The sequence below is a fragment of the Arthrobacter sp. Bi83 genome (assembly GCF_918698095.1).
Classification (GTDB): Bacteria; Actinomycetota; Actinomycetes; order Actinomycetales; family Micrococcaceae; genus Arthrobacter.
The window spans coordinates 24,455-43,575 of sequence record NZ_CAKKLY010000035.1 but is presented as its reverse complement, the minus strand read 5'-3'; the positions used below and the strand labels follow the sequence as shown (position 1 = coordinate 43,575).

The following is a 19,121-nucleotide window of genomic DNA, read 5'->3' as shown; positions in this document are numbered from 1 at the left end:
ATTTCTGCAGCCGCCGAGGAGTAGGTTCAAGGACAAGTCCAACGGCCTCGGCCGTGGATCCATTGGCTACCCCCGGGGGATCACCGTGACCTTGCGACCCTTGTCAGCCCAGGAACGCGCTGATGCGCTGAAAAAAGCCGCCGCAGCGAGGGCCGCCCGGGCCGCTGCCAAGGAGAGGCTGAAAACCGGTGACCTGTCCATCGCAGAGGTGCTGGACTCGGGAGGCAGCGAGGAGGCCATTGCCCGGATGCGTGTCTCCGAGCTGCTCGAGGCCCTGCCCGGGATCGGAAAGGTCCGGGCAGCGGCGATCATGGAGGCCGTAGGCATCGCGGCTTCGAGGCGGGTGCGGGGACTGGGCGTGCACCAGCGCCGGGCGCTGGTAGATTTTATGAACGAGAAATAGATCCATCCGAACAGAGTCATCTGAAGACCGCCCAAAAGGAATACGTGAGCAAGAAACCCGGACTGACAGTCCTCGCAGGTCCTACGGCTGTTGGCAAAGGCACCGTGTCCACCTATATCCGCGACAACTACCCCGGGGTCTGGCTGTCCGTTTCAGCCACCACCCGCGCTCCGCGGCCCGGAGAGGTCGATGGGGTGCACTACTTCTTCAAGTCGAAGGAGGAGTTCGAGTCCCTGGTGGCCGCCGGCGAATTCCTGGAATGGGCAGTCGTGCATGGACAGAATACCTATGGCACGCTGAAGAGCACGGTAGACCAGGCAATCGCCGAAGGACGTTCAGTCCTGCTCGAAATCGACCTGCAGGGCGCACGCCAGGTCAAGGAAGCCGTTCCGGACGCACAGTTCGTCTTCCTGGCACCCCCCACGTGGGACGAAATGGTGCGCCGCCTGGTGGGCCGCGGCACCGAAAGCGCCGAGGAACAGCAGCGCAGGCTGGAAACCGCTAAACTAGAACTTGCCGCTGAGCCGGAGTTCGATCACACGGTCATCAATGATGACGTTCGACGGGCAGCGGACGAGCTTGTTTCACTCATGGGGCTGACCCCGAACCAGCGCTAGGCGCCGGATCGTGCCAGCCCGTTAGAATTTGGAGAATTCGTGTCCACGAACCTTGAAGGCATCATCAACCCGCCGATCGACGAGCTGCTGAAGGCTGCCGATTCCAAGTACGGTCTGGTGATCTTCGGTGCCAAGCGTGCACGTCAGATCAACGCTTACTACGCCCAGCTGCACGAGGGCCTGTTTGAGTACGTCGGCCCCCTCGTTGACACCAAGCTGAACGAGAAGTCGCTGTCCATCGCGCTGCGCGAGATCAACGAAGGCAAGCTGGTCTCCACACCGATCGAAGCTGCCGAGTAACTTCCGCAGAGTAAAACAGACTGCCTGTTGACGGAGGTCACGTGCGCATAGTCCTCGGAGTCGGGGGAGGGATTGCCGCCTACAAGGTGGCATCGCTCCTCCGGCTTTTTACTGAAGCCGGCCATGACGTCACCGTCATCCCCACCGAGTCGGCCACCCGTTTTGTCGGTGTGGCCACCTGGGAGGCGCTCTCCGGAAATCCGGTCAGCAACAGCGTCTTTGACGACGTCCATCTGGTGAACCATGTCAGGCTCGGCCATGAGGCGGACATGATCGTCGTAGCCCCGGCCACCGCCGACCTTCTGGCCCGCGCCGCAACCGGACAGGCCAACGACCTCCTCACCAACACGCTGCTGATGGCTGGCGGGCCCGTGCTCTTCGCCCCGGCCATGCACACGGAAATGTGGCAGCACGCCGCCACGCAGGCCAACGTGGAAACCCTGCGCAGCAGAGGCGTCACCGTCCTGGAGCCGGCCAGCGGCAGGCTGACAGGTTCCGACTCAGGCCCCGGCCGCCTGCCGGAACCGGAGGCAATCTTCGAAGCGGCCATGGCCTTGGCGCACGGACTGCACGAAGCCCCCCACGGCACTGGCGTGGCTGACGCTCCGCTCTTCCCCCTCGCCGGGCGGACAGTGACCATCAGCGCCGGCGGCACCCGTGAACCCCTGGACCCCGTGCGGTTCCTGGGCAACCGTTCCTCCGGAAAGCAGGGCGTCGCGCTGGCCGCTGCAGCCCGGGACGCCGGAGCCGCCGTGCGGCTGATAGCCGCCCACATGGAAGTGCCTGCTCCGGCGGGCGTGGAACTGGTGGAGGTCGAAACGGCCCTTCAACTCCGGGAAGCCGTGCTGTCGGCGGCGGTCGATTCCGACGTCGTCATCATGGCCGCGGCGGTAGCGGACTTCCGCCCCGCGGACATTTCCGGAACCAAAATCAAGAAACGGGACGATCAGGCAGACCCCGTCATCACACTGGTCCGGAACCCCGACATCCTCCACGAACTCGTCGCGGTCCGCGACGCCGGCGGAAGCAGCCAGCTCGTCGTGGGGTTCGCCGCCGAAACCGGGGATGCCCACGGCGACGTCCTCGAATACGCGGAGGCGAAGCTCAAGCGCAAGGGGTGCGACCTCCTGGTGGTCAACCATGTGGGTTCGGACAAGGTTTTCGGCCAGGACCACAACTCAGTAGTCATCCTGTCCCGGACCGGCTCCGAACCCCAGTCGGCGTCCGGCTCCAAGCAGGACGTCGCCGCCGTCGTCATTGACCGCGTCAGCGCCGAGCTGAGCAAGGTCTTCCCGCGAACCTGACAGGCGTAAGCAACGTCTCCTTAGCATGGGGACACACGCTGCCGCAGGCCCGTTTGCCAACAAGTAAGGTAGTTGAGTGACTTTACCGCTGCACATTCCTGAATCCCACGGGTCCGTACCCGCCCCGCTCCGGCTCTTCACGTCCGAGTCGGTGACTGAAGGCCACCCGGACAAGATCTGTGACCAGATCAGCGATGCGATCCTTGACGCCCTGCTGGCCAAGGATCCGGAGTCCCGTGTCGCCGTGGAAACCATGGCCACCACAGGCCTGGTCCACGTTGCCGGTGAGGTGACCACGGACGCCTATGTTGAAATTCCACAGATCGTCCGGGAAACCATCCTGGGGATCGGCTACGACTCATCCGCCAACGGATTCGACGGCGCCCGCTGCGGCGTGTCCGTGTCCATCGGCCAGCAGTCAAACGACATCGCCGGCGGAGTTTTCAATTCGCTGGAAGCCCGGGAAGGCCGTCAGGAAGACGACTACGACCTCCAGGGCGCCGGGGACCAGGGCCTCATGTTCGGCTACGCCAGCGACGAGACGCCGTCCTACATGCCCACGCCGATCTGGATCGCCCACCGGCTGTCCGAACGGCTTACCGAAGTCCGCAAGAGCGGCGAGCTCTCGTACCTCCGGCCCGACGGCAAGACCCAGGCAACGATCGGCTACGACGGCGACCGCCCGGTTTCTGTTGAGACCATCGTGATCTCCAGCCAGCACGCCGATGGATTCAGCCTCGACCAGCTCCGGGCCGACCTCGCGTCGCACGTGATTGATCCGGTGCTGGCCCTTGCGGACCTGGACATCTCCCGCACGGTCAACATTCTCAACCCTGCCGGCGCCTTCGTTATCGGCGGCCCCGTCGGCGATGCAGGCCTCACGGGCCGGAAGATCATCGTCGACACCTACGGCGGCATGGCTCGCCACGGCGGTGGCGCCTTCTCGGGCAAGGATCCGTCCAAGGTTGACCGCTCGGCCGCTTACGCCATGCGCTGGGTGGCGAAGAACGTCGTGGCCGCAGGGCTGGCCAAGCGCGCAGAGATCCAGATCGCCTACGCGATCGGCCAGGCCCGGCCGGTGGGCACTTACGTGGAGACGTTTGGAACCGAAACCGTTGATCCGGCCAAGATCAGCGCAGCGATCGCGGAGATTTTCGATCTCCGTCCCCGCGCCATCATCGACGCCCTCGACCTCAAGCGCCCCATCTATGCCAAGACGGCCGCGCACGGTCACTTCGGCCGCGACGATCCGGACTTCACGTGGGAGCGCCTGGACCGCGTGGACGACCTCAAGGCGTACTTCAACGCCTGAGCCGTTGGCCCGAAGCCGCCGGTGGCCTGAAATGTCGCACCCACGTGCTTGGCTGGTGGTTGATACAGGACGGAGGTAGGCGCCATGGCTTCGAAAGCAGCGGCTTCCAACAGCATGTCGTTCAACGCCGTCCAACCCGCGCCGGACGAGCCGCAGCAGCTGTCCCTGCTGCAGGGATTTCCGGCCAGTTCCAGAACTGCCACCGGACCGCCACTGGCGGCCAGCCTTCCGGTGGCCCGCGTCCTCATTGAATCGTCGCTGCCCCATCTGGACCGGCCCTTCGACTACAGCGTCCCCGCGGAACTGGATGATGCAGCCACGCCAGGCGTGCGGGTCAAGGTGAAGTTCAGCGGCCAGGAACTCAGCGGCTATATTCTCGAGCGGACCGCGGACTCCGACGCCGGCCATGATCTGGTACCGCTGCACAAGGTGGTGTCATCCGTTGCCGTGCTGACGCCCGGCCTGCAGGAACTCGCCGGCCGGGTCGCGGCACGGTATGCGGGGACGGTCAGCGACGTCCTGCGGGTAGCCATACCGCCCCGCGTGGTCAAAGTGGAGAAGGAGATTGCCGCCGGAGAGCCCCCTGCGCCGCAATCCGCTCCCGGGCCAGAAACCGGGTCACTGCCGCCATCACCCGCCCCCGGTCGGGGGTGGGTGGACTACCGGAACGGCAGTGCGTTCCTCCGCCACCTGAACGCCGGCGGCTCGCCGCGAGCGGCGCTCAGCGCCCTGCAGGGCTTCGGACCCCACGGCTGGCCGCGGCTCATCGCCGAGGCCGTGGCGGCTGTCCGGCAATCCGGACGCGGCGCGGTGGTTGTGCTTCCCGATTACCGGGACCTCGACAGGGTCCAGGCCGCCCTGGAGGAGCTCCTTCCTGCCGGTGACATCGCGCGGCTGACGGCGGACGACGGCCAGACGCCCCGCTACCGCAGCTACCTGCGCGTCCTCAACGGAACCGCCGGGGTCGCGGTGGGCACGCGCTCGGCGGCCTACGCGCCCGTCCGGAACCTGGGCCTCGTCGTGTGCTGGGACGATGGAGACGACCTCCACATCGAGCAGCGTTCTCCGTATGCCCACACCCGGGAAGTGCTCCTGCTCCGGGCGGAGCAGGACGCCGCCGCTTGCCTGCTGGCAGGGCACACGCGCAGCACCGAGGCGCAGCGCCTCGTGGAAGCAGGCTGGGCCATGCCCGTGGAAGCCGAACGCTCTGTGGTCCGACGCACTGTTCCGCGTGTCCTCAATACTGCCGACAGCTTTGAGCAGGAGCGCGACCCCCTGGCCCGGATCGCACGGCTGCCCGGAGCGGCGTGGCGGACGGCCAAGGAAGGCCTGGAACGCGGGCCCGTCCTGGTCCAGGTCGCCCGCTCCGGCTACGCGCCGTCCCTTGTGTGCGACACCTGCCGTGAGCCGGCCCGCTGCCAGTCCTGCCAGGGACCTCTGGCGATTGCCGGAGCCTCCGGCAGTTCCGCCGTGCCGCAGTGCCGGTGGTGTTCGACTCCGGCACCAGCCTGGCGCTGCAGCCATTGCAACAACACGAGGCTGCGCCGCGGTGCCACCGGAGTTCTCCGCACGGCGGAGGAGCTGGGCAGGGCTTTCCCCGGCAAAGCCGTCGTGACGTCGTCGGGTGACCACGTCAAAGCGACCGTTCCCGATACCGGGTCACTCGTGGTGGCCACCGTGGGCGCCGAGCCGGTTGCGGCCGGAGGCTACGCCGCCGCCCTGCTGCTCGACGGCGACTCCCTCCTCAGGCGCGAAAACCTCCGGGCCGGGGAAGACGCCGTCAGGCGCTGGTTCAACGCCGCGGCCCTGGTGCGCCCTGCGACGGAGGGCGGCATCGTGGTCATCACCGCCGACGACACCGCAGCTGTGGGGGCGCTGCTGCGGTGGGACGCCTCCGGCTATGCGCAGCGGGAACTGGCGCTGCGCACCGAACTTCTGCTTCCCCCGGCGGTCAGGGTCGCTTCCGTGACAGGCGGGCGCACCGCCGTCGGGCATTTCACGTCTTCAGTCACCGCGCTTCTGGCGGCGGAAGGGGTGGTGTTGCGCGTTGCCGGTCCTGCGCCGCTGCTGCCTGGACAGCAGCCGGCAGCGGGGAAGACCGCGGCGAATGCCGCCAGCGAGGACGTCCGCAATCTCCTCTTCATTCCCTACAGTCAGGCCGGCATTGTCACCCGCCTCCTCAGATCAGTAAAAGCCGCCAGCGCGGCAAAGCGCACTGACGATCCCGTGCAGCTGCGGCTCGACGGCGTGGACGTCCTCTAACGGGTACGCCTGCCGCGAAGAGCCACGACCTCCGCGGCCACGTCCACGAGCTGCCGCGCGGAGGCGTCCCAGCTGAAATCGTTGGCCCGTTCCACCGAGCGCCGTGACACCTCCTGCCAGTGCCGGTCGTCGTCGAGGCCGCGGGCCGCGGCGGCAAATGCAGCAGCCGAATCCGGATCCACATAAGTGGCAACGTCGGCACCCACCTCGCGGAAGATCGGAATGTCGCTGGCAATGACCGGCGTGCCCAGTGACATGGCCTCAACCAGCGGCAGGCCGTACCCCTCCGCCTTCGAGAGGCTGACGAGGGCGGTGGTCCGTTTGAGCAGTCCGGTGTATTCGTCGTCGGTCACGCCGTTGTGAAAGACCACCTTCGCACCCGCCGGGATGAGGGCCTCCAGCTCGGCCCGGCGCTGCGGAGTGACCCGGCTCAGCAAGTGCAGCGTGTACTCAGGAAGTTCGGCCATGCCGGCCAGCATGGTCTCAACGTTCTTGTACGGCATGAACGAGCCCATGTAGAGCAGCGTCTTCTCAGCCCCCGCCGTCGGGTCGCGGGGCTCTTGGGCCGGCTGCGGCGCGTTGCTGACAATCCGCACCGGGCGGCTGGTCAGCCGGTACTTGGCCACGAGGGCTTCTGTGGTGCGGCTGATGGTGGCCACCACGTCCGCCCGGTTGAGCAGGAGCCGCTGGGGCCAAAATGCCTTGTGGTAGAGCCGCCACAGGATCCGGACCGGAGCGGGCAGGAAGCCCGGCGGCGCCGGGTGCTCGTAATAGATCATGTCGTGCAACGTGAGCACCAGCCCGTACTTGCGGCCCCACGTGCCCATGGTCTGCATGGGGCAGACCACCACGTCGGCGCCCAGCTCGTTGACCTTGCTGGCCACAAAGAGTTCAGCGGGGGAAAGCGGGCTGTTGATCAGGGTGTACGGCACGTCCGGCAGCAGGGCCAGCTGCTTGGGATCGCTGATGAGCATGGAAACGTCCGCGATTTTCGAGGCAGCGGCGATGAGGCTGGCGCCGTAGCGGCTGATGCCGTCATGGTGGTCCGTCCGCGTGAAGCGGGCGTCGATGACAATTTTCACGCGGCGTGGTCCTTAAGGAAACGGCGGATGAATCCTGCGGCGGGTTCCGGGGTTTCGTAGTGGATCAGATGCCCGACGCCGGGGATCACCTCCAGCGTTCCGTCCGGAAGGAGAGCGGCGAGTTTGTGCTGGTCACGGAGCAGGGCGATTTCGTCCTTTTCTCCGGCCACGAGAAGTACGGGCAGCGTCAGCTTTGCGGCCACCTCTGAAACGTTGCTGCTGACGGACGCCGTGAAGGATTCCAGCAGACTCTCGCGGTTGGCGAACGCGCTGAAGTAGGCATGGTGCTGGCCGTGGATGAAGCGCAGGAGTTCCTTGTCCTTGGTTTTCGCCATGGCCACGCTCATGACCCTGACGATGAGCCGGCTGCGCAGCAGGAGCAGCCCCAGGGTGTGGGGGAGCCGGGCAGAGACACGGTAATACAGCACCGCCAGCCGGGTCATGAGGCCCTTGGGCCCCTCCAGGGCTGGTGCTGCAATGGGATTGACCAGTATCAGCGGGCGGACCGCCTGCGGGTGATCGGCTACAAAGTGGGCTGCGATGATGGAACCGAATGAGTGCCCCAGCAGGACGGTGTCCGGCCCCAGGCCGAGAGCTTCCATGAAATCGCCGATGAACTGTCCGTAGCGGCGGACACTGTGTTCGCCGTCGACAAATGCCTCAGAGCTGCCGAACCCGGGAAGGTCCGGCATGATCAGGCGCATGTCGGGCAGCTGGTCCGCCACGCGCAGCAGCCCGTGGTGATCGCCGCGGAAGCCGTGGATGACGAGGATGGTGCGTGTTTCCGGTGTTGTCCGCACCGGCTCGTAGGTCCAGTACGCCACAGTGCCGCCGCGGAGACCGACGTCCGATGCCCTGGTCCGGGCAGCAAGGCTACTGCTGAAGAAGGACGGCGTGGTTGACGGCTCGGAGTCTGCTGTTCTCATGTGCTGGGGTGATCCTAGTTGACGTTGTCGGGGTGGGAGCCGGTGCGGTGGCCGCGGTCCAGGCCGGCGATGTCCGCCATGTCCAGGGCGGACAGTTCGAACCTGTAGATATCGAGGTTCTCCCTTATCCGGTCCCAGGAGCTTGCCTTGGGGATGGCGATGTTGCCCAGCTGCAGGTGCCACCGCAGAATGATCTGGGCCGCCGTCACCTCGTGTTCGGCTGCGAGCGCCAGGATGTCGGGATCCTCCAGGACCTGACCGCGGCCCAGCGGGCTCCATGCTTCCGTAAGAATGCCCAGCTCGCGGTGCTTTTCCCTCAGTTCTCCCTGCTGAAGCCATGGATGAAGCTCAATCTGGTTGACTGCGGGCACCACCTCTGCTGTCTCCAGCAGCCGGTCCAGATGCTGCGGCTGGAAGTTGGAAACGCCGATCGCGCGCACCTTGCCCTCGCGGTAGAGCGTTTCCAGCGCTCGGTACGTTTCCTGGAACAGTCCCCGCTTGGGGCAGGGCCAGTGGATGAGGTACATGTCCACGTATTCAAGGCCCAGGTTGATCATTGAGGTGTCGAAGGCCCGCAGCGTGGCATCGTAGCCCTGATCATCGTTCCAGACCTTCGTGGTGATAAACAGGTCTTCCCTGGAGGTTGGCGGAGCGGATTCGCCTGATCCGCCCGGGGCAGCCTCCACCCCGCACAGCGAAACGATTCCGCGTGCCACACCGGATTCATTGCCGTACATCGCCGCCGTGTCGAAATGCCGGTATCCCGCTTCGAGGGCCGTGGCCACCAGCCTCGGAGTGTCCTCCCGCGGGACCTTGTAGAGCCCGTAGCCCAACTGGTCGATCAGCACGCCGTTGTTCAGGCTGAGCCGGGGTGAGGTATTCATGGCTATGACTCTACCGATATGGCTCCGGATGACAGCAGAGGAGGCGAAATTAAAGCGTGCCACGGGCGGGAATATGCCCCGGAAACAGGACATTTCGGGATCCGGCCAGGACCCGTATGTGACGATGAAGGCATGACCGAGCCAGTACCGCATATCCCGTTCACGCCAGTGCCCCGGTTTGGATTCGAGGGTCACCGAATGCCGTCCTCGGTTCCGCAAGGATTGCGCCTCGAGCTCAGCCGGGCCCCGGTCATTCCGGGCAAGGAGGACGAGTTTGAGCAGTGGATGCAGATGCTCAACGATCGCTATGACGAGAACCTGCCTGCGCTGCCGGCCGAACGTGCGGTCTTCGAAGCGACGTTTCGCCATACCGAGGCGGACGGCTCAGTCTGGATTTATCACCTGAGCCTCATGGGGGCCGGCGGCGGCGGTTTCGATGAGTCGATTCCCATTGATGCCGAGCATGCGGCGTACAGCCGACGGGTAAAGCAGCGCGGCTGGGAAGAACTGACGCCCAAATTTATGCTCACCCCCAACCATCTGCGAGAAGCGATGACGGAATGGGGACGGACCGGTACAACGGAGTCAGCTGGCCAGGGCTCCTGTGCCCAGTGCGGGTCAGTTTCCGCTGTCGAAACTGACAAGCCGGCGGGCTGACGCCTCGTCGAGGATCAGGTCGGTGGCGAGGCCGGCGGCCAGGGCGCCGCGGAGCCCGTTGATTTTGGATGCGCCGGACACCACACAGATCCGCCGGCGCACCTGGCGCAGCTGGTCGAGCGAGGGCCCGGTGGACCGTTCGTTCAGCGTGATGCCGTCCGAGGAACCGTCGGCCCGGAAGAAGACGGTGGCAACGTCGCCCACCACGTCGGAGCTGGCGAGGACGTTCAGGTCGTCCTCGTCGAGGTAGCCTCCGGCGTAAACATGGCTGGGATAGTCCGCGTCCACGGATCCGACACCGAAAATGGCGATGCTCATGCGTGCCTGCAGGTCAAGGATGCGCTGCACGCTCCGTTCATTCCACATGGCCGTCTTGGTGGCTGCGTGGTCGAAAAAAGCCGGTACCGGAAACTGTTCCACCCGGGCGCCGTAGGCACTGCCGAAGCGGCGCATGATGTCGCTGGCATAAGTGATGCCTGTGGTTTGCATGTTGCCGGCCCCGTTCAGCTGCACGACGACGGTGTCGTGCGTGATCTTTCGGGTCAGGTGCCTGCTCACGGCGCTCAGCGTGCTGCCCCAGGCGACGCCAATGATCGCATTTGAATCCACGAGTGGACCGATGGTCCGGGCGGCCTGCATGGCCACGCGGTCCAGTGTTTCCGCCTCATTCAGTGTGTCCAGCACGGGCACCACGTGCACATCCACCCTGTACTGGGACCGGATCAGCCGCTCCAATTCCGGCCCGGTGTCCAGCGGGCTGCGGATCTGGATCTGGACCAGTCCCGTGTCGCGGGCTGTTGAAAGGAGCCTCGACACCGTGGACCGGGACGTCCGAAGTTCCCGCGCGATGGCGTCCATGGTGAGGTCCTGGAGGTAATAGAGCTGGGCAGCCCGGAGGGCTTCGGAATGGCGGGGACGCGGCATGTCACTTTCCGTTCTGCACGTTTGTGCATAGTGCTTGACTCCATTTTCCATTACTTCGAAGAATAGTGGTGAAAGGCGGCGCGCCCTTACGGCGTGCCGCTTAGATCAGCCCAAGGACCAAACCCAAAGGAGCAGTTTTGGGACTCAAGGATTCACCCGGCCATCCGTTCAAATCCAGCGGAGGGGGCACTGAAGCACGTGCCTCTGTGGCAAGCCTCCGGCAGCGGCCCAACGCCCGCGTTCTGATCGTCGGCGGCGGCATCAACGGCGTTGGCACCTTCCGCGATCTCGCCCTTCAGGGTGTGGACGTGGCGCTGGTGGAACGCGGCGACTACTGCCAGGGCGCCAGTGGCGCATCCTCGCACATGATCCACGGCGGCATTCGCTACCTCGAAAACGGCGAGTTCCGTCTCGTGAAGGAATCCGTGGTGGAGCGCAACCGCCTTCTGCGGATCGCGCCCCACTACGTCAAGCCGCTGCAGACCACCATTCCGATATTCAGCACCTTCTCCGGAGTTCTCGCCGCACCCCTGCGCTTCCTCACCCACAAGCAGCAGGGCAAACCGAAGGAGCGCGGTGCTTTCCTCATCAAGCTTGGGCTCAGCCTGTACGACTCCTTTTCCCGCGACGGAGGCAGCGTCCCCCGCCACCAGTTCCGCGGGCGCAAGAAAGCGCTGGCCGAACTTCCCCTGCTGCACCCCGGCGTCAAATACACGGCCACCTACTTCGACGCCTCCGTCCACAACCCCGAACGCCTCACTCTCGACGTCCTCCAGGACGGCGAGAAAGCTGGCGCAGCGGAGGCGGCGGGCAGCGCCCGTGCCAGCAACTACCTCTCCCTGGCATCGGTCAAGGGCAACGCCCCCGGGTCCAGCACGGTGGAGCTGCGCGACGAGCTGACCGGGGAAGTCTTCGACTTCACCGCGGACGTCATCATCAACACCACGGGGGCCTGGGTCGACCTCACCAACCAGGCGATGGGCGCCGCGTCATCCTTCATGGGCGGCACCAAGGGATCACATATCGTCCTTGACCACCCGGGCCTGCTGGCGGCATGCAACGGCCGCGAAATCTTCTTTGAACACACGGACGGCCGGATTGTGCTGATCTACCCCATGGGAGACCGCGTCCTGGTGGGCACTACCGACGTCGACGCCGACATGTCCGAGGATGCCGTCTGCACTGAAGCCGAGATTGACTACTTCTTCGACCTCATAGGCCATGTCTTCCCGGACATCGCGGTGAACCGGGACCAGATCGTCTACACCTTCTCGGGGGTCCGCCCCCTGCCGAAGCACGACGCCACCCAGCCCGGCTTCGTTTCCCGCGATTACCGCATCGAACGGCGGACGCCGGAAGCCGGCGGCAGCGGCGCCGTCGTACTCAGTCTTGTGGGCGGCAAATGGACCACGTTCCGGGCGCTGGCCGAGCACCTGAGCAACGATGTCCTCGCCGAACTGGGCATGGAACGGAAGGTCTCGACGGCGAAACTCGCCATCGGAGGCGGCGCCGGCTTCCCGGACACGGACGCGGGAATCCAGCAGTGGATCAAGGCCCATATGAACGGCTCACGCGACGCCGACAGGGTGTCCGGACTCCTCACCAGGTACGGCACGCGTGCCGGGGAAGTCATCCGCCACCTCGACGCCGGCCCGGACAGCCTGCTGCATTCCACCCGCGAGCTCAGCGTCCGCGAACTGGAATTCATGGCAGCCAACGAGCAGATTGGCCACCTCGTGGATGTCTTGATCCGGCGGACCTCCCTCGCGTTCCGCGGACTGGTCACCGGTGAGCTTTTGAACGAGGTCGCAGACCTGCTGGCCGAGCCGCTCGGCTGGGATGCGGCGGACCGCGCCGCGGAGATCCACCACGCGCAGGAGGTGCTCAAGCGAAACCACGGCGTCGAGGTCCACAGCCTGGTCGCCTAAGACCTGGTGTCCGGGCAGGGCAGCCCGGGCGCAAGGGCAGGGACGGGTCCCGTGGCGGACCTGTCCCGGCCGCCGCCGTCAAGGCCAAAGCATTGGCGGCACAACCGTCCTTCAAACTCGCGAAGGACTGACAACAGAAAACAAGGAGTCAAAGATGTCTCTTGGATTGGTTTTTCTTTCCGAAGTCTTCGGAACCGGCATGCTGACCCTCCTGGGTTGCGGCGTCGTGGCCAACGTCGCACTCAAGGGCACAAAGGGCAACAATGGCGGGTTCCTCATGGTCACGTGGGGATGGGGCATCGCCGTTTTCTGCGGCGTGTACGTCGCCGCCCACTCCGGCGCCCACCTGAACCCGGCCGTCACCCTGGGCCAGCTCGTTCACCGCAACGCCGAATACGCCCCCGGCGTCCCGGTAGACGCTGCCTCCACCTTCACCTACTTCGGCGGGGAGCTCCTCGGGGCCTTCCTGGGCGCCGTGGTCACCTGGCTGGCGCACAAGCAGCACTTCGACGTCGAACCTGAGCCAGCCAGCAAGCTCGCGGTATTTTCCACCGGCCCGGCCATCCGCTCGACGCTCTGGAACCTGATCACCGAAATCATCGGCACCTTCGTGCTGGTCTTCGTGATCCTCACCTTCGGCGGGACCCCCTCGGGGCTTGGCCCGCTGGCTGTAGCCCTTCTGGTGGTCGGCATCGGCGTGTCCCTCGGCGGCCCCACGGGTTATGCGATCAACCCGGCCCGTGACCTCGGACCGCGCATCGCCCACGCCATCCTGCCCATCAAGGGCAAGGGCTCCAGCGACTGGAGCTACTCCTGGATTCCGGTGGTCGGCCCCCTGATCGGCGGAACGCTGGCAGGCCTGGCCGGTCTGCTCCCGATTGTGTTCAACGCCGCCACCTGATCCGAATGACAGCAGCCCCCTGATTCACAGCACTTTTCCTTCACAACGACAAGGACGTCATCATGAGCCAATACGTAATCGCCATCGACCAGGGCACCACCAGCACCCGCGCCATCGTGTTTGACCACAGCGGCAACATCGTGTCTTCGGGCCAGATGGAGCATGAGCAGATTTTCCCGCAGGCGGGCTGGGTGGAGCACGATCCCGCCGAGATCTGGAACAACACCCGCGAGGTGATTGGATCCGCGCTCTCCAAGGCGAACCTGACCCGGCACGACATCGCCGCAGTCGGCATCACCAACCAGCGTGAAACCGCAGTGGTCTGGGACAAGACCACCGGCGAGGCCGTCTACAACGCCATCGTTTGGCAGGACACGCGGACCCAGCCGATCGTGGATGAACTCGCGAAGGAAGGCGGAGCCGAGCGCTTCAAGCAAAAGGTGGGCCTGCCGCTGGCAACCTACTTCTCGGGCACGAAGATCAAGTGGATCCTGGACAACGTCGAAGGCGCCCGGGAAAAGGCCGAGGCCGGAAACCTGGTCTTTGGAAACACGGACTGCTGGGTGCTGTGGAACCTGACCGGCGGCGTGGACGGCGGCGTGCACGTCACCGATGTCACGAACGCTTCCCGGACGCTGTTCATGGACCTGGAATCGCTGCAGTGGGACGAAGAGATCCTGCGCATCTTCGGTGTTCCGGCGTCCATGATGCCGGCCATCAAGTCCTCCTCCGAGGTCTACGGCACCGTCCACACCTCGCAGCTGCTGCGGGAAGTTCCCGTGGCGGGCATCCTGGGCGACCAGCAGGCTGCCACGTTCGGTCAGGCCGCGTTCCAGACTGGTGAGGCCAAGAACACGTACGGCACCGGCTGCTTCCTCATCTTCAACACCGGCGAGGAGATCGTCCACTCCAAGAACGGACTGCTCACCACCGTGGGGTACAAACTGGGGGACGCAGCGCCGCACTACGCGCTGGAAGGGTCCATCGCCGTCACCGGCTCGCTCATTCAGTGGCTGCGCGACAACCTCGGCATGATCAGCACGGCGCCGGAGGTGGAGACCCTCGCTGCCTCGGTGAAGGACAACGGCGGCGTGTACATCGTTCCGGCCTTCTCGGGCCTGTTCGCGCCGTACTGGCGGTCAGACGCCCGTGGCGCCATTGTGGGTCTGACTCGGTTCGTCAACAAGAGCCACATCGCCAGGGCGGCCCTGGAGGCCACCGCCTTCCAGACCAGGGAGGTGCTGGATGCGGTCAACGCCGATTCCGGCGTTCCGCTCACCGAGCTGAAGGTCGACGGCGGCATGGTCGCCAACGATGCGCTCATGCAGTTCCAAGCGGACATCCTGGGCGTCCCCGTTATCCGTCCGAAGGTGGTGGAGACCACCGCACTCGGCGCGGCCTACGCGGCCGGCCTTGCCGTCGGGTTCTGGAAGGATCTCGACGAGCTGTCGGCTAACTGGTCCGAGGACAAGCGGTGGGAGCCGGCGCTGGAGCAGGCCGAGCAGGACCGCCAGATGCGGCTATGGAAGAAGGCCGTGACCAAGTCCATGGACTGGGTCGACGAGGACGTGAAGTAGGCCCAGGCAAGCCGTACCAGAACCAGGGGCCGGCCGTCTCTTTGGAGGCAGCCGGCCCCTGGTGCTGCGGGCGTCCGCGTCACATCACCGGCGGTGGTGGAGCGCAGAAATGGCGGCGTCGGTGCCGTCGCCCGTACCGTGCGCTAGAGTAGCTTTATGCGTGCGATCCTTCTGCTTAGCTAGCCGCCCGGTATCCCGGACATACGGTCTACCGAGCGGCCGCCCCTCCATGTGGAGGGGCTTTTGTGTGTCCGGGACGCATTCCCGGCAGGCGGCGGGGGATCAGACCGTTGTGACAGGACAGACGTCATGACAGAACAGAAGAGGGCAGCAGTGAGCGTTCAGCCGGAGACCGAGACCGGAACAACAGCAGGTGCAGCGGAAAGCCCCGAGGAGGGCGCTTACAGCTTCGCGGCCATGGAGGCCCGGTGGCCACAGGTGTGGGAGGATCTCAAGGTCTTCACGCCTGCCGACGACGGTTCCCGGGAGCGCCGCTACGTCCTGGACATGTTCCCCTACCCTTCGGGCGACCTGCACATGGGCCACGCCGAGGCCTTCGCCATGGGCGACGTCGTGGCACGCTACTTGCGCCAGAAGGGCTACGACGTCTTGCACCCCATCGGCTGGGATTCCTTCGGCCTGCCGGCCGAGAACGCGGCGATCAAGCGCAACGCGCACCCGAGCGAGTGGACGTACGCCAACATCGACACGCAGGCCGCGTCGTTCAAGCGCTACGCCATCTCCGCTGACTGGTCCCGCCGCCTGCACACCTCCGATCCGGAGTACTACCGCTGGACCCAGTGGCTGTTCAAGCGCTTCTACGAGCGCGGCCTCGCTTACCGCAAGGACTCACCGGTCAACTGGTGTCCCAAGGACCTGACCGTGCTGGCCAACGAGCAGGTAGTCAACGGCGCCTGTGAGCGCTGCGGCACGGCCGTGACCAAGAAGTCGCTGAACCAGTGGTATTTCAAGATCACGGACTACGCGGACCGGCTGCTGGACGACATGTCCGAGCTGCAGGGGCACTGGCCCGAGCGAGTACTGGCGATGCAGCGAAACTGGATCGGCCGCTCGGAAGGCGCGCATGTCCGCTTCGTGATCGAGGCGTCTGACGGACGAGCCGAGCGTGACGTCACCGTCTTCACCACGCGTCCGGACACCCTGTACGGGGCCACGTTCTTTGTGGTGGCCGCTGACGCGCACCTGGCCCTGGACCTGGTTACCCCTGAACACCATGACGCACTTATGGCTTACCGCGAAAAGGTCAAGGCCCTTTCGGACATCGAACGCCAGTCCACCGAGCGGGATAAGACCGGTGTGTTCACCGGCCGCTACGCCATCAATCCTCTCAACGGTGAAAAGCTGCCCGTCTGGGCAGCGGACTACGTCCTGGCCGACTACGGCACGGGCGCCATCATGGCCGTCCCCGCGCACGACCAGCGCGACCTCGACTTCGCCAAGGAGTTCGGCCTGCCTGTGCGCGCGGTGCTGGACACCGGCGAGGAGGATCCGGCCGTTTCCGGCAAGGCAACGGCCGGGGAAGGCACGCTGATCAACTCCGGTCCTCTCGACGGCCTGCCCAAGGCAGAGGCCATTCCAGCCGCCATCGGTATCCTCGACAGGCAGGGCACCGGCGAGAAGTTCGTGAACTTCCGGCTGCGTGACTGGCTCCTGAGCCGCCAGCGGTTCTGGGGCACCCCGATCCCCATCATCCACTGCGCCGAATGCGGCGAAGTGCCGGTACCCGACGAGCAACTCCCGGTTAGGCTTCCCGAAGACCTGCGTGGCGAGGCACTGTCTCCGAGAGGCACCTCCCCGCTGGCCGCGGCGGCCGAATGGGTCAACGTCGACTGCCCGAACTGCGGACGTGCAGCCCAGCGGGACACGGACACCATGGACACCTTCGTGGACTCGTCCTGGTACTTCCTGCGCTTCGTCTCCCCGCACTACACCGACGGTCCGTTCGATCCTGCGAAGATCAACGAGTGGATGCCGGTCGGGCAGTATGTCGGCGGCGTCGAGCACGCCATCCTGCACCTGCTCTACGCCCGCTTCTTCACCAAGGTCATTCATGACATGGGCCTGCTGGCCGCCGACGAGCCCTTCAGCGCGCTGCTGAACCAGGGCCAGGTGCTCAACGGAGGCAAAGCAATGAGCAAGTCGCTGGGCAACGGAGTGGACCTGGGCGAACAGCTGGATAAGTTCGGCGTGGACGCCGTGCGTCTCACGATGATCTTTGCGTCACCGCCCGAGGACGACGTGGACTGGGCCGATGTCTCGCCCTCGGGCTCGGCCAAGTTCCTGGCGCGTGCCTGGCGCCTCGGCCAGGACGTCACGAGTGCCCCCGGTGCGGACGCCAGCACGGGCGACCGTGCGCTCCGCACCGTCACGCACCGGACCATCGCCGACGCCGCGGAACTGCTGGACAACAACAAGTTCAACGTGGTGGTGGCCAAGCTCATGGAGCTGGTCAACGCCACCCGCAAGACCATCGATTCCGGTGCCGGCGGCGCTGACCCTGCGGTCCGCGAGGCCGTCGAGGCGGTGGCTGTCATCCTCAGCCTCTTTGCTCCCTACACGGCCGAAGACCTGTGGAACGTCCTGGGCCACCCCGCCTCCGTGGCCAACGCGGGCTGGCCCGCGCACGATGACGCCCTGCTCGTGCAGGACACCATCACCGCCGTGGTCCAGGTCCAGGGCAAGGTCAGGGACCGGCTCGAGGTGTCGCCCGGCATCTCGGAGGATGAGCTGCGTGAACTGGCGCTGGCCTCGGAGAACGTCCAGCGTGCCCTCGACGGCCGTGGGATCCGCACGGTCATCGTGCGGGCACCTAAACTGGTCAACATCGTCCCGGCCTAGGCGGGGTTCCGGCCGCCGGTACTTCCGGCGGCCGGCCTAATTGCAGGAGGTGTGCCGTGATTGACCGCGAGCCGGCAGCCTGGCTGTGGTTGAAAGACCACCTGGCCCGCCTCCGCCAAGCCACCGTCCCGGGACCGGTGCCGCCTGCGGCGGAACCCGCCGTCGTCGTGCGTACCGCCGTCGTGACGGACTCTGCCGCGGCGCTTCCAGCTGACTGGGTGCGCGGTTTTTCCCTTGACGGCCGGCTGGCGGTGGTCCCGATGCCCGTCATGGTGGGTGCGGAAATCTACGGCGAGGGTGAGGACGATATCGCCGACACCATCGCGGTGGCACTCGCCGCGGCTACGCCGGTGAAGACCTCCCGGCCATCGCCCGGGCAGTTTGAGCAGGCGTACCTGGCGGCCGAACGGCGCGGCTATGAGGCTGTGGTGTCCATCCATATTTCCGGTGACCTCTCGGGCACGGCGGAGTCGGCGCGCCTGGCTGCCGCCCGTGTCGGGATCCCGGTGGAGGTGCTGGACACCCGGACGGTCGGCATGGCGCAGGGGCTGGCGGTGCAAGGCGCCGTGGTTGCCGCCGCTGACGGCCGCAGTGCCGCTGAAGTGCGGAAGTTCGCCGAGGAGCGCCTCGCGAAGACCAAGGTGTACTTCTATGTTCCGAGCCTGGAACAGCTGCGCCGCGGCGGACGGATCGGTGCCGCCGCGTCGCTTTTGGGCACCATGTTCTCGATCAAGCCGATTCTTGCAGTCGACGGCGGCAAAATCGTGCCGCTCGAGAAGATCCGATCCGCCGCGAGGGCCGTCGCCCGGCTGGAGGAAATCGTGGTGGCTGACGCCGCGGCCAGGCCGCAGGGGGAGGCCAGGCTGGCCATCCACCACTTCGGAAACCGGGCCGAGGCCGAGGTCCTTGCCTCCCGGCTCGCGGTGGCCCTGCCGGACACTCCGCCGGCGCAGATCAGCTCCCTCCCGGCCGTGCTCGCAGCCCACGCCGGACTCGGTGTCCTTGCCGTGATAGTCGGTGAAAGCACTACGTCGGCTGTGGCTGCACTCAGCCCGGTGCCGGCTTCCGGCCATGTTGCTGCGGCACCGGGACGCCTGGCGGATGGGGCGAGTCCAGCGCATCCGGAACGCACGGCTGATCCGGCCGCGGGAAAGAGCAGCTGAAAGCGCTTCTCACACCGGCGGA

The 19,121-nt window shown here is 65.8% G+C and carries 16 protein-coding genes; 12 read left to right on the top strand and 4 right to left on the bottom strand.

What is annotated here, in order from left to right:
* Nucleotides 1–85: 85 nt before the first annotated feature.
* The 6 genes from mihF (at nt 86) to LQ144_RS15930 (ending at nt 6,198) form a co-directional block, all read left to right on the top strand.
* Entirely contained in the window at nt 86–403 is a 318-nt protein-coding gene (mihF, locus tag LQ144_RS15955) for an integration host factor, actinobacterial type (protein ID WP_230119682.1), read from the top strand.
* Nucleotides 404–447: 44 nt separating this feature from the next.
* The gene (gene gmk / locus LQ144_RS15950; protein ID WP_230119681.1) at nt 448–1,020 is read left to right on the top strand and encodes a guanylate kinase; all 573 of its coding nucleotides are present in this window, start codon (nt 448–450) and stop codon (nt 1,018–1,020) included.
* A gap of 39 nt (nt 1,021–1,059) precedes the next feature.
* On the top strand, nt 1,060–1,320 hold the full coding sequence (rpoZ, locus tag LQ144_RS15945; protein ID WP_090581074.1) for a DNA-directed RNA polymerase subunit omega: 261 nt from the start codon (nt 1,060–1,062) through the stop codon (nt 1,318–1,320).
* Between the two features lie 41 nt (nt 1,321–1,361).
* On the top strand, nt 1,362–2,624 hold the full coding sequence (gene coaBC / locus LQ144_RS15940; protein ID WP_230119680.1) for a bifunctional phosphopantothenoylcysteine decarboxylase/phosphopantothenate--cysteine ligase CoaBC: 1,263 nt from the start codon (nt 1,362–1,364) through the stop codon (nt 2,622–2,624).
* 76 nt (nt 2,625–2,700) lie between these two features.
* A complete protein-coding gene (gene metK, locus LQ144_RS15935; protein ID WP_230119679.1) occupies nt 2,701–3,936 on the top strand; it encodes a methionine adenosyltransferase in 1,236 nt (411 codons plus the stop codon).
* Between the two features lie 114 nt (nt 3,937–4,050).
* On the top strand, nt 4,051–6,198 hold the full coding sequence (locus LQ144_RS15930) for a primosomal protein N' (protein WP_230119690.1): 2,148 nt from the start codon (nt 4,051–4,053) through the stop codon (nt 6,196–6,198).
* Here the strand turns inward: LQ144_RS15930 and LQ144_RS15925 are convergent.
* From LQ144_RS15925 to LQ144_RS15915, 3 genes are read right to left on the bottom strand one after another with little or no spacing between them, the layout of a single operon-like run.
* On the bottom strand, nt 6,195–7,280 hold the full coding sequence (locus LQ144_RS15925) for a glycosyltransferase family 1 protein (protein WP_230119678.1): 1,086 nt from the start codon (nt 7,278–7,280) through the stop codon (nt 6,195–6,197). The two genes, LQ144_RS15930 and LQ144_RS15925, sit on opposite strands and share 4 nt — an antisense overlap.
* Nucleotides 7,277–8,206 carry an alpha/beta hydrolase gene (locus tag LQ144_RS15920; RefSeq protein ID WP_230119677.1) on the bottom strand — a complete coding sequence of 310 codons (930 nt, stop codon included), beginning with the start codon at nt 8,204–8,206 and terminating at the stop codon, nt 7,277–7,279. The genes LQ144_RS15925 and LQ144_RS15920 overlap by 4 nt, the downstream gene beginning before the upstream one ends.
* Before the next feature lie 14 nt (nt 8,207–8,220).
* Nucleotides 8,221–9,090, bottom strand: a complete 870-nt coding sequence (locus LQ144_RS15915; protein WP_230119676.1) for an aldo/keto reductase — start codon at nt 9,088–9,090, stop codon at nt 8,221–8,223.
* 132 nt (nt 9,091–9,222) lie between these two features.
* On the opposite strand from LQ144_RS15915, the gene LQ144_RS15910 reads away from it, so the two are divergent.
* On the top strand, nt 9,223–9,747 hold the full coding sequence (locus LQ144_RS15910) for a DUF6176 family protein (RefSeq protein WP_230119675.1): 525 nt from the start codon (nt 9,223–9,225) through the stop codon (nt 9,745–9,747).
* Here LQ144_RS15910 and LQ144_RS15905 read toward each other — a convergent pair.
* Nucleotides 9,709–10,671, bottom strand: a complete 963-nt coding sequence (locus LQ144_RS15905) for a sugar-binding domain-containing protein (protein WP_230119674.1) — start codon at nt 10,669–10,671, stop codon at nt 9,709–9,711. The two genes, LQ144_RS15910 and LQ144_RS15905, sit on opposite strands and share 39 nt — an antisense overlap.
* A gap of 206 nt (nt 10,672–10,877) precedes the next feature.
* Here LQ144_RS15905 and LQ144_RS15900 point away from each other — a divergent pair, with 206 nt between their 5' ends.
* The 5 genes from LQ144_RS15900 to LQ144_RS15880 all read left to right on the top strand — a co-directional run bounded on the left by LQ144_RS15900 (nt 10,878) and on the right by LQ144_RS15880 (nt 19,099).
* Nucleotides 10,878–12,599 carry a glycerol-3-phosphate dehydrogenase/oxidase gene (locus LQ144_RS15900; RefSeq protein WP_230119689.1) on the top strand — a complete coding sequence of 574 codons (1,722 nt, stop codon included), beginning with the start codon at nt 10,878–10,880 and terminating at the stop codon, nt 12,597–12,599.
* Nucleotides 12,600–12,753: 154 nt separating this feature from the next.
* On the top strand, nt 12,754–13,500 hold the full coding sequence (locus LQ144_RS15895; protein WP_230119673.1) for an MIP/aquaporin family protein: 747 nt from the start codon (nt 12,754–12,756) through the stop codon (nt 13,498–13,500).
* Between the two features lie 62 nt (nt 13,501–13,562).
* Nucleotides 13,563–15,077 carry a glycerol kinase GlpK gene (gene glpK / locus LQ144_RS15890; RefSeq protein WP_230119672.1) on the top strand — a complete coding sequence of 505 codons (1,515 nt, stop codon included), beginning with the start codon at nt 13,563–13,565 and terminating at the stop codon, nt 15,075–15,077.
* Between the two features lie 333 nt (nt 15,078–15,410).
* Nucleotides 15,411–17,936 carry a leucine--tRNA ligase gene (gene leuS, locus LQ144_RS15885; protein ID WP_230119688.1) on the top strand — a complete coding sequence of 842 codons (2,526 nt, stop codon included), beginning with the start codon at nt 15,411–15,413 and terminating at the stop codon, nt 17,934–17,936.
* A gap of 56 nt (nt 17,937–17,992) precedes the next feature.
* The gene (locus LQ144_RS15880) at nt 17,993–19,099 is read left to right on the top strand and encodes a DegV family protein (protein WP_230119671.1); all 1,107 of its coding nucleotides are present in this window, start codon (nt 17,993–17,995) and stop codon (nt 19,097–19,099) included.
* Nucleotides 19,100–19,121: the final 22 nt, after the last annotated feature.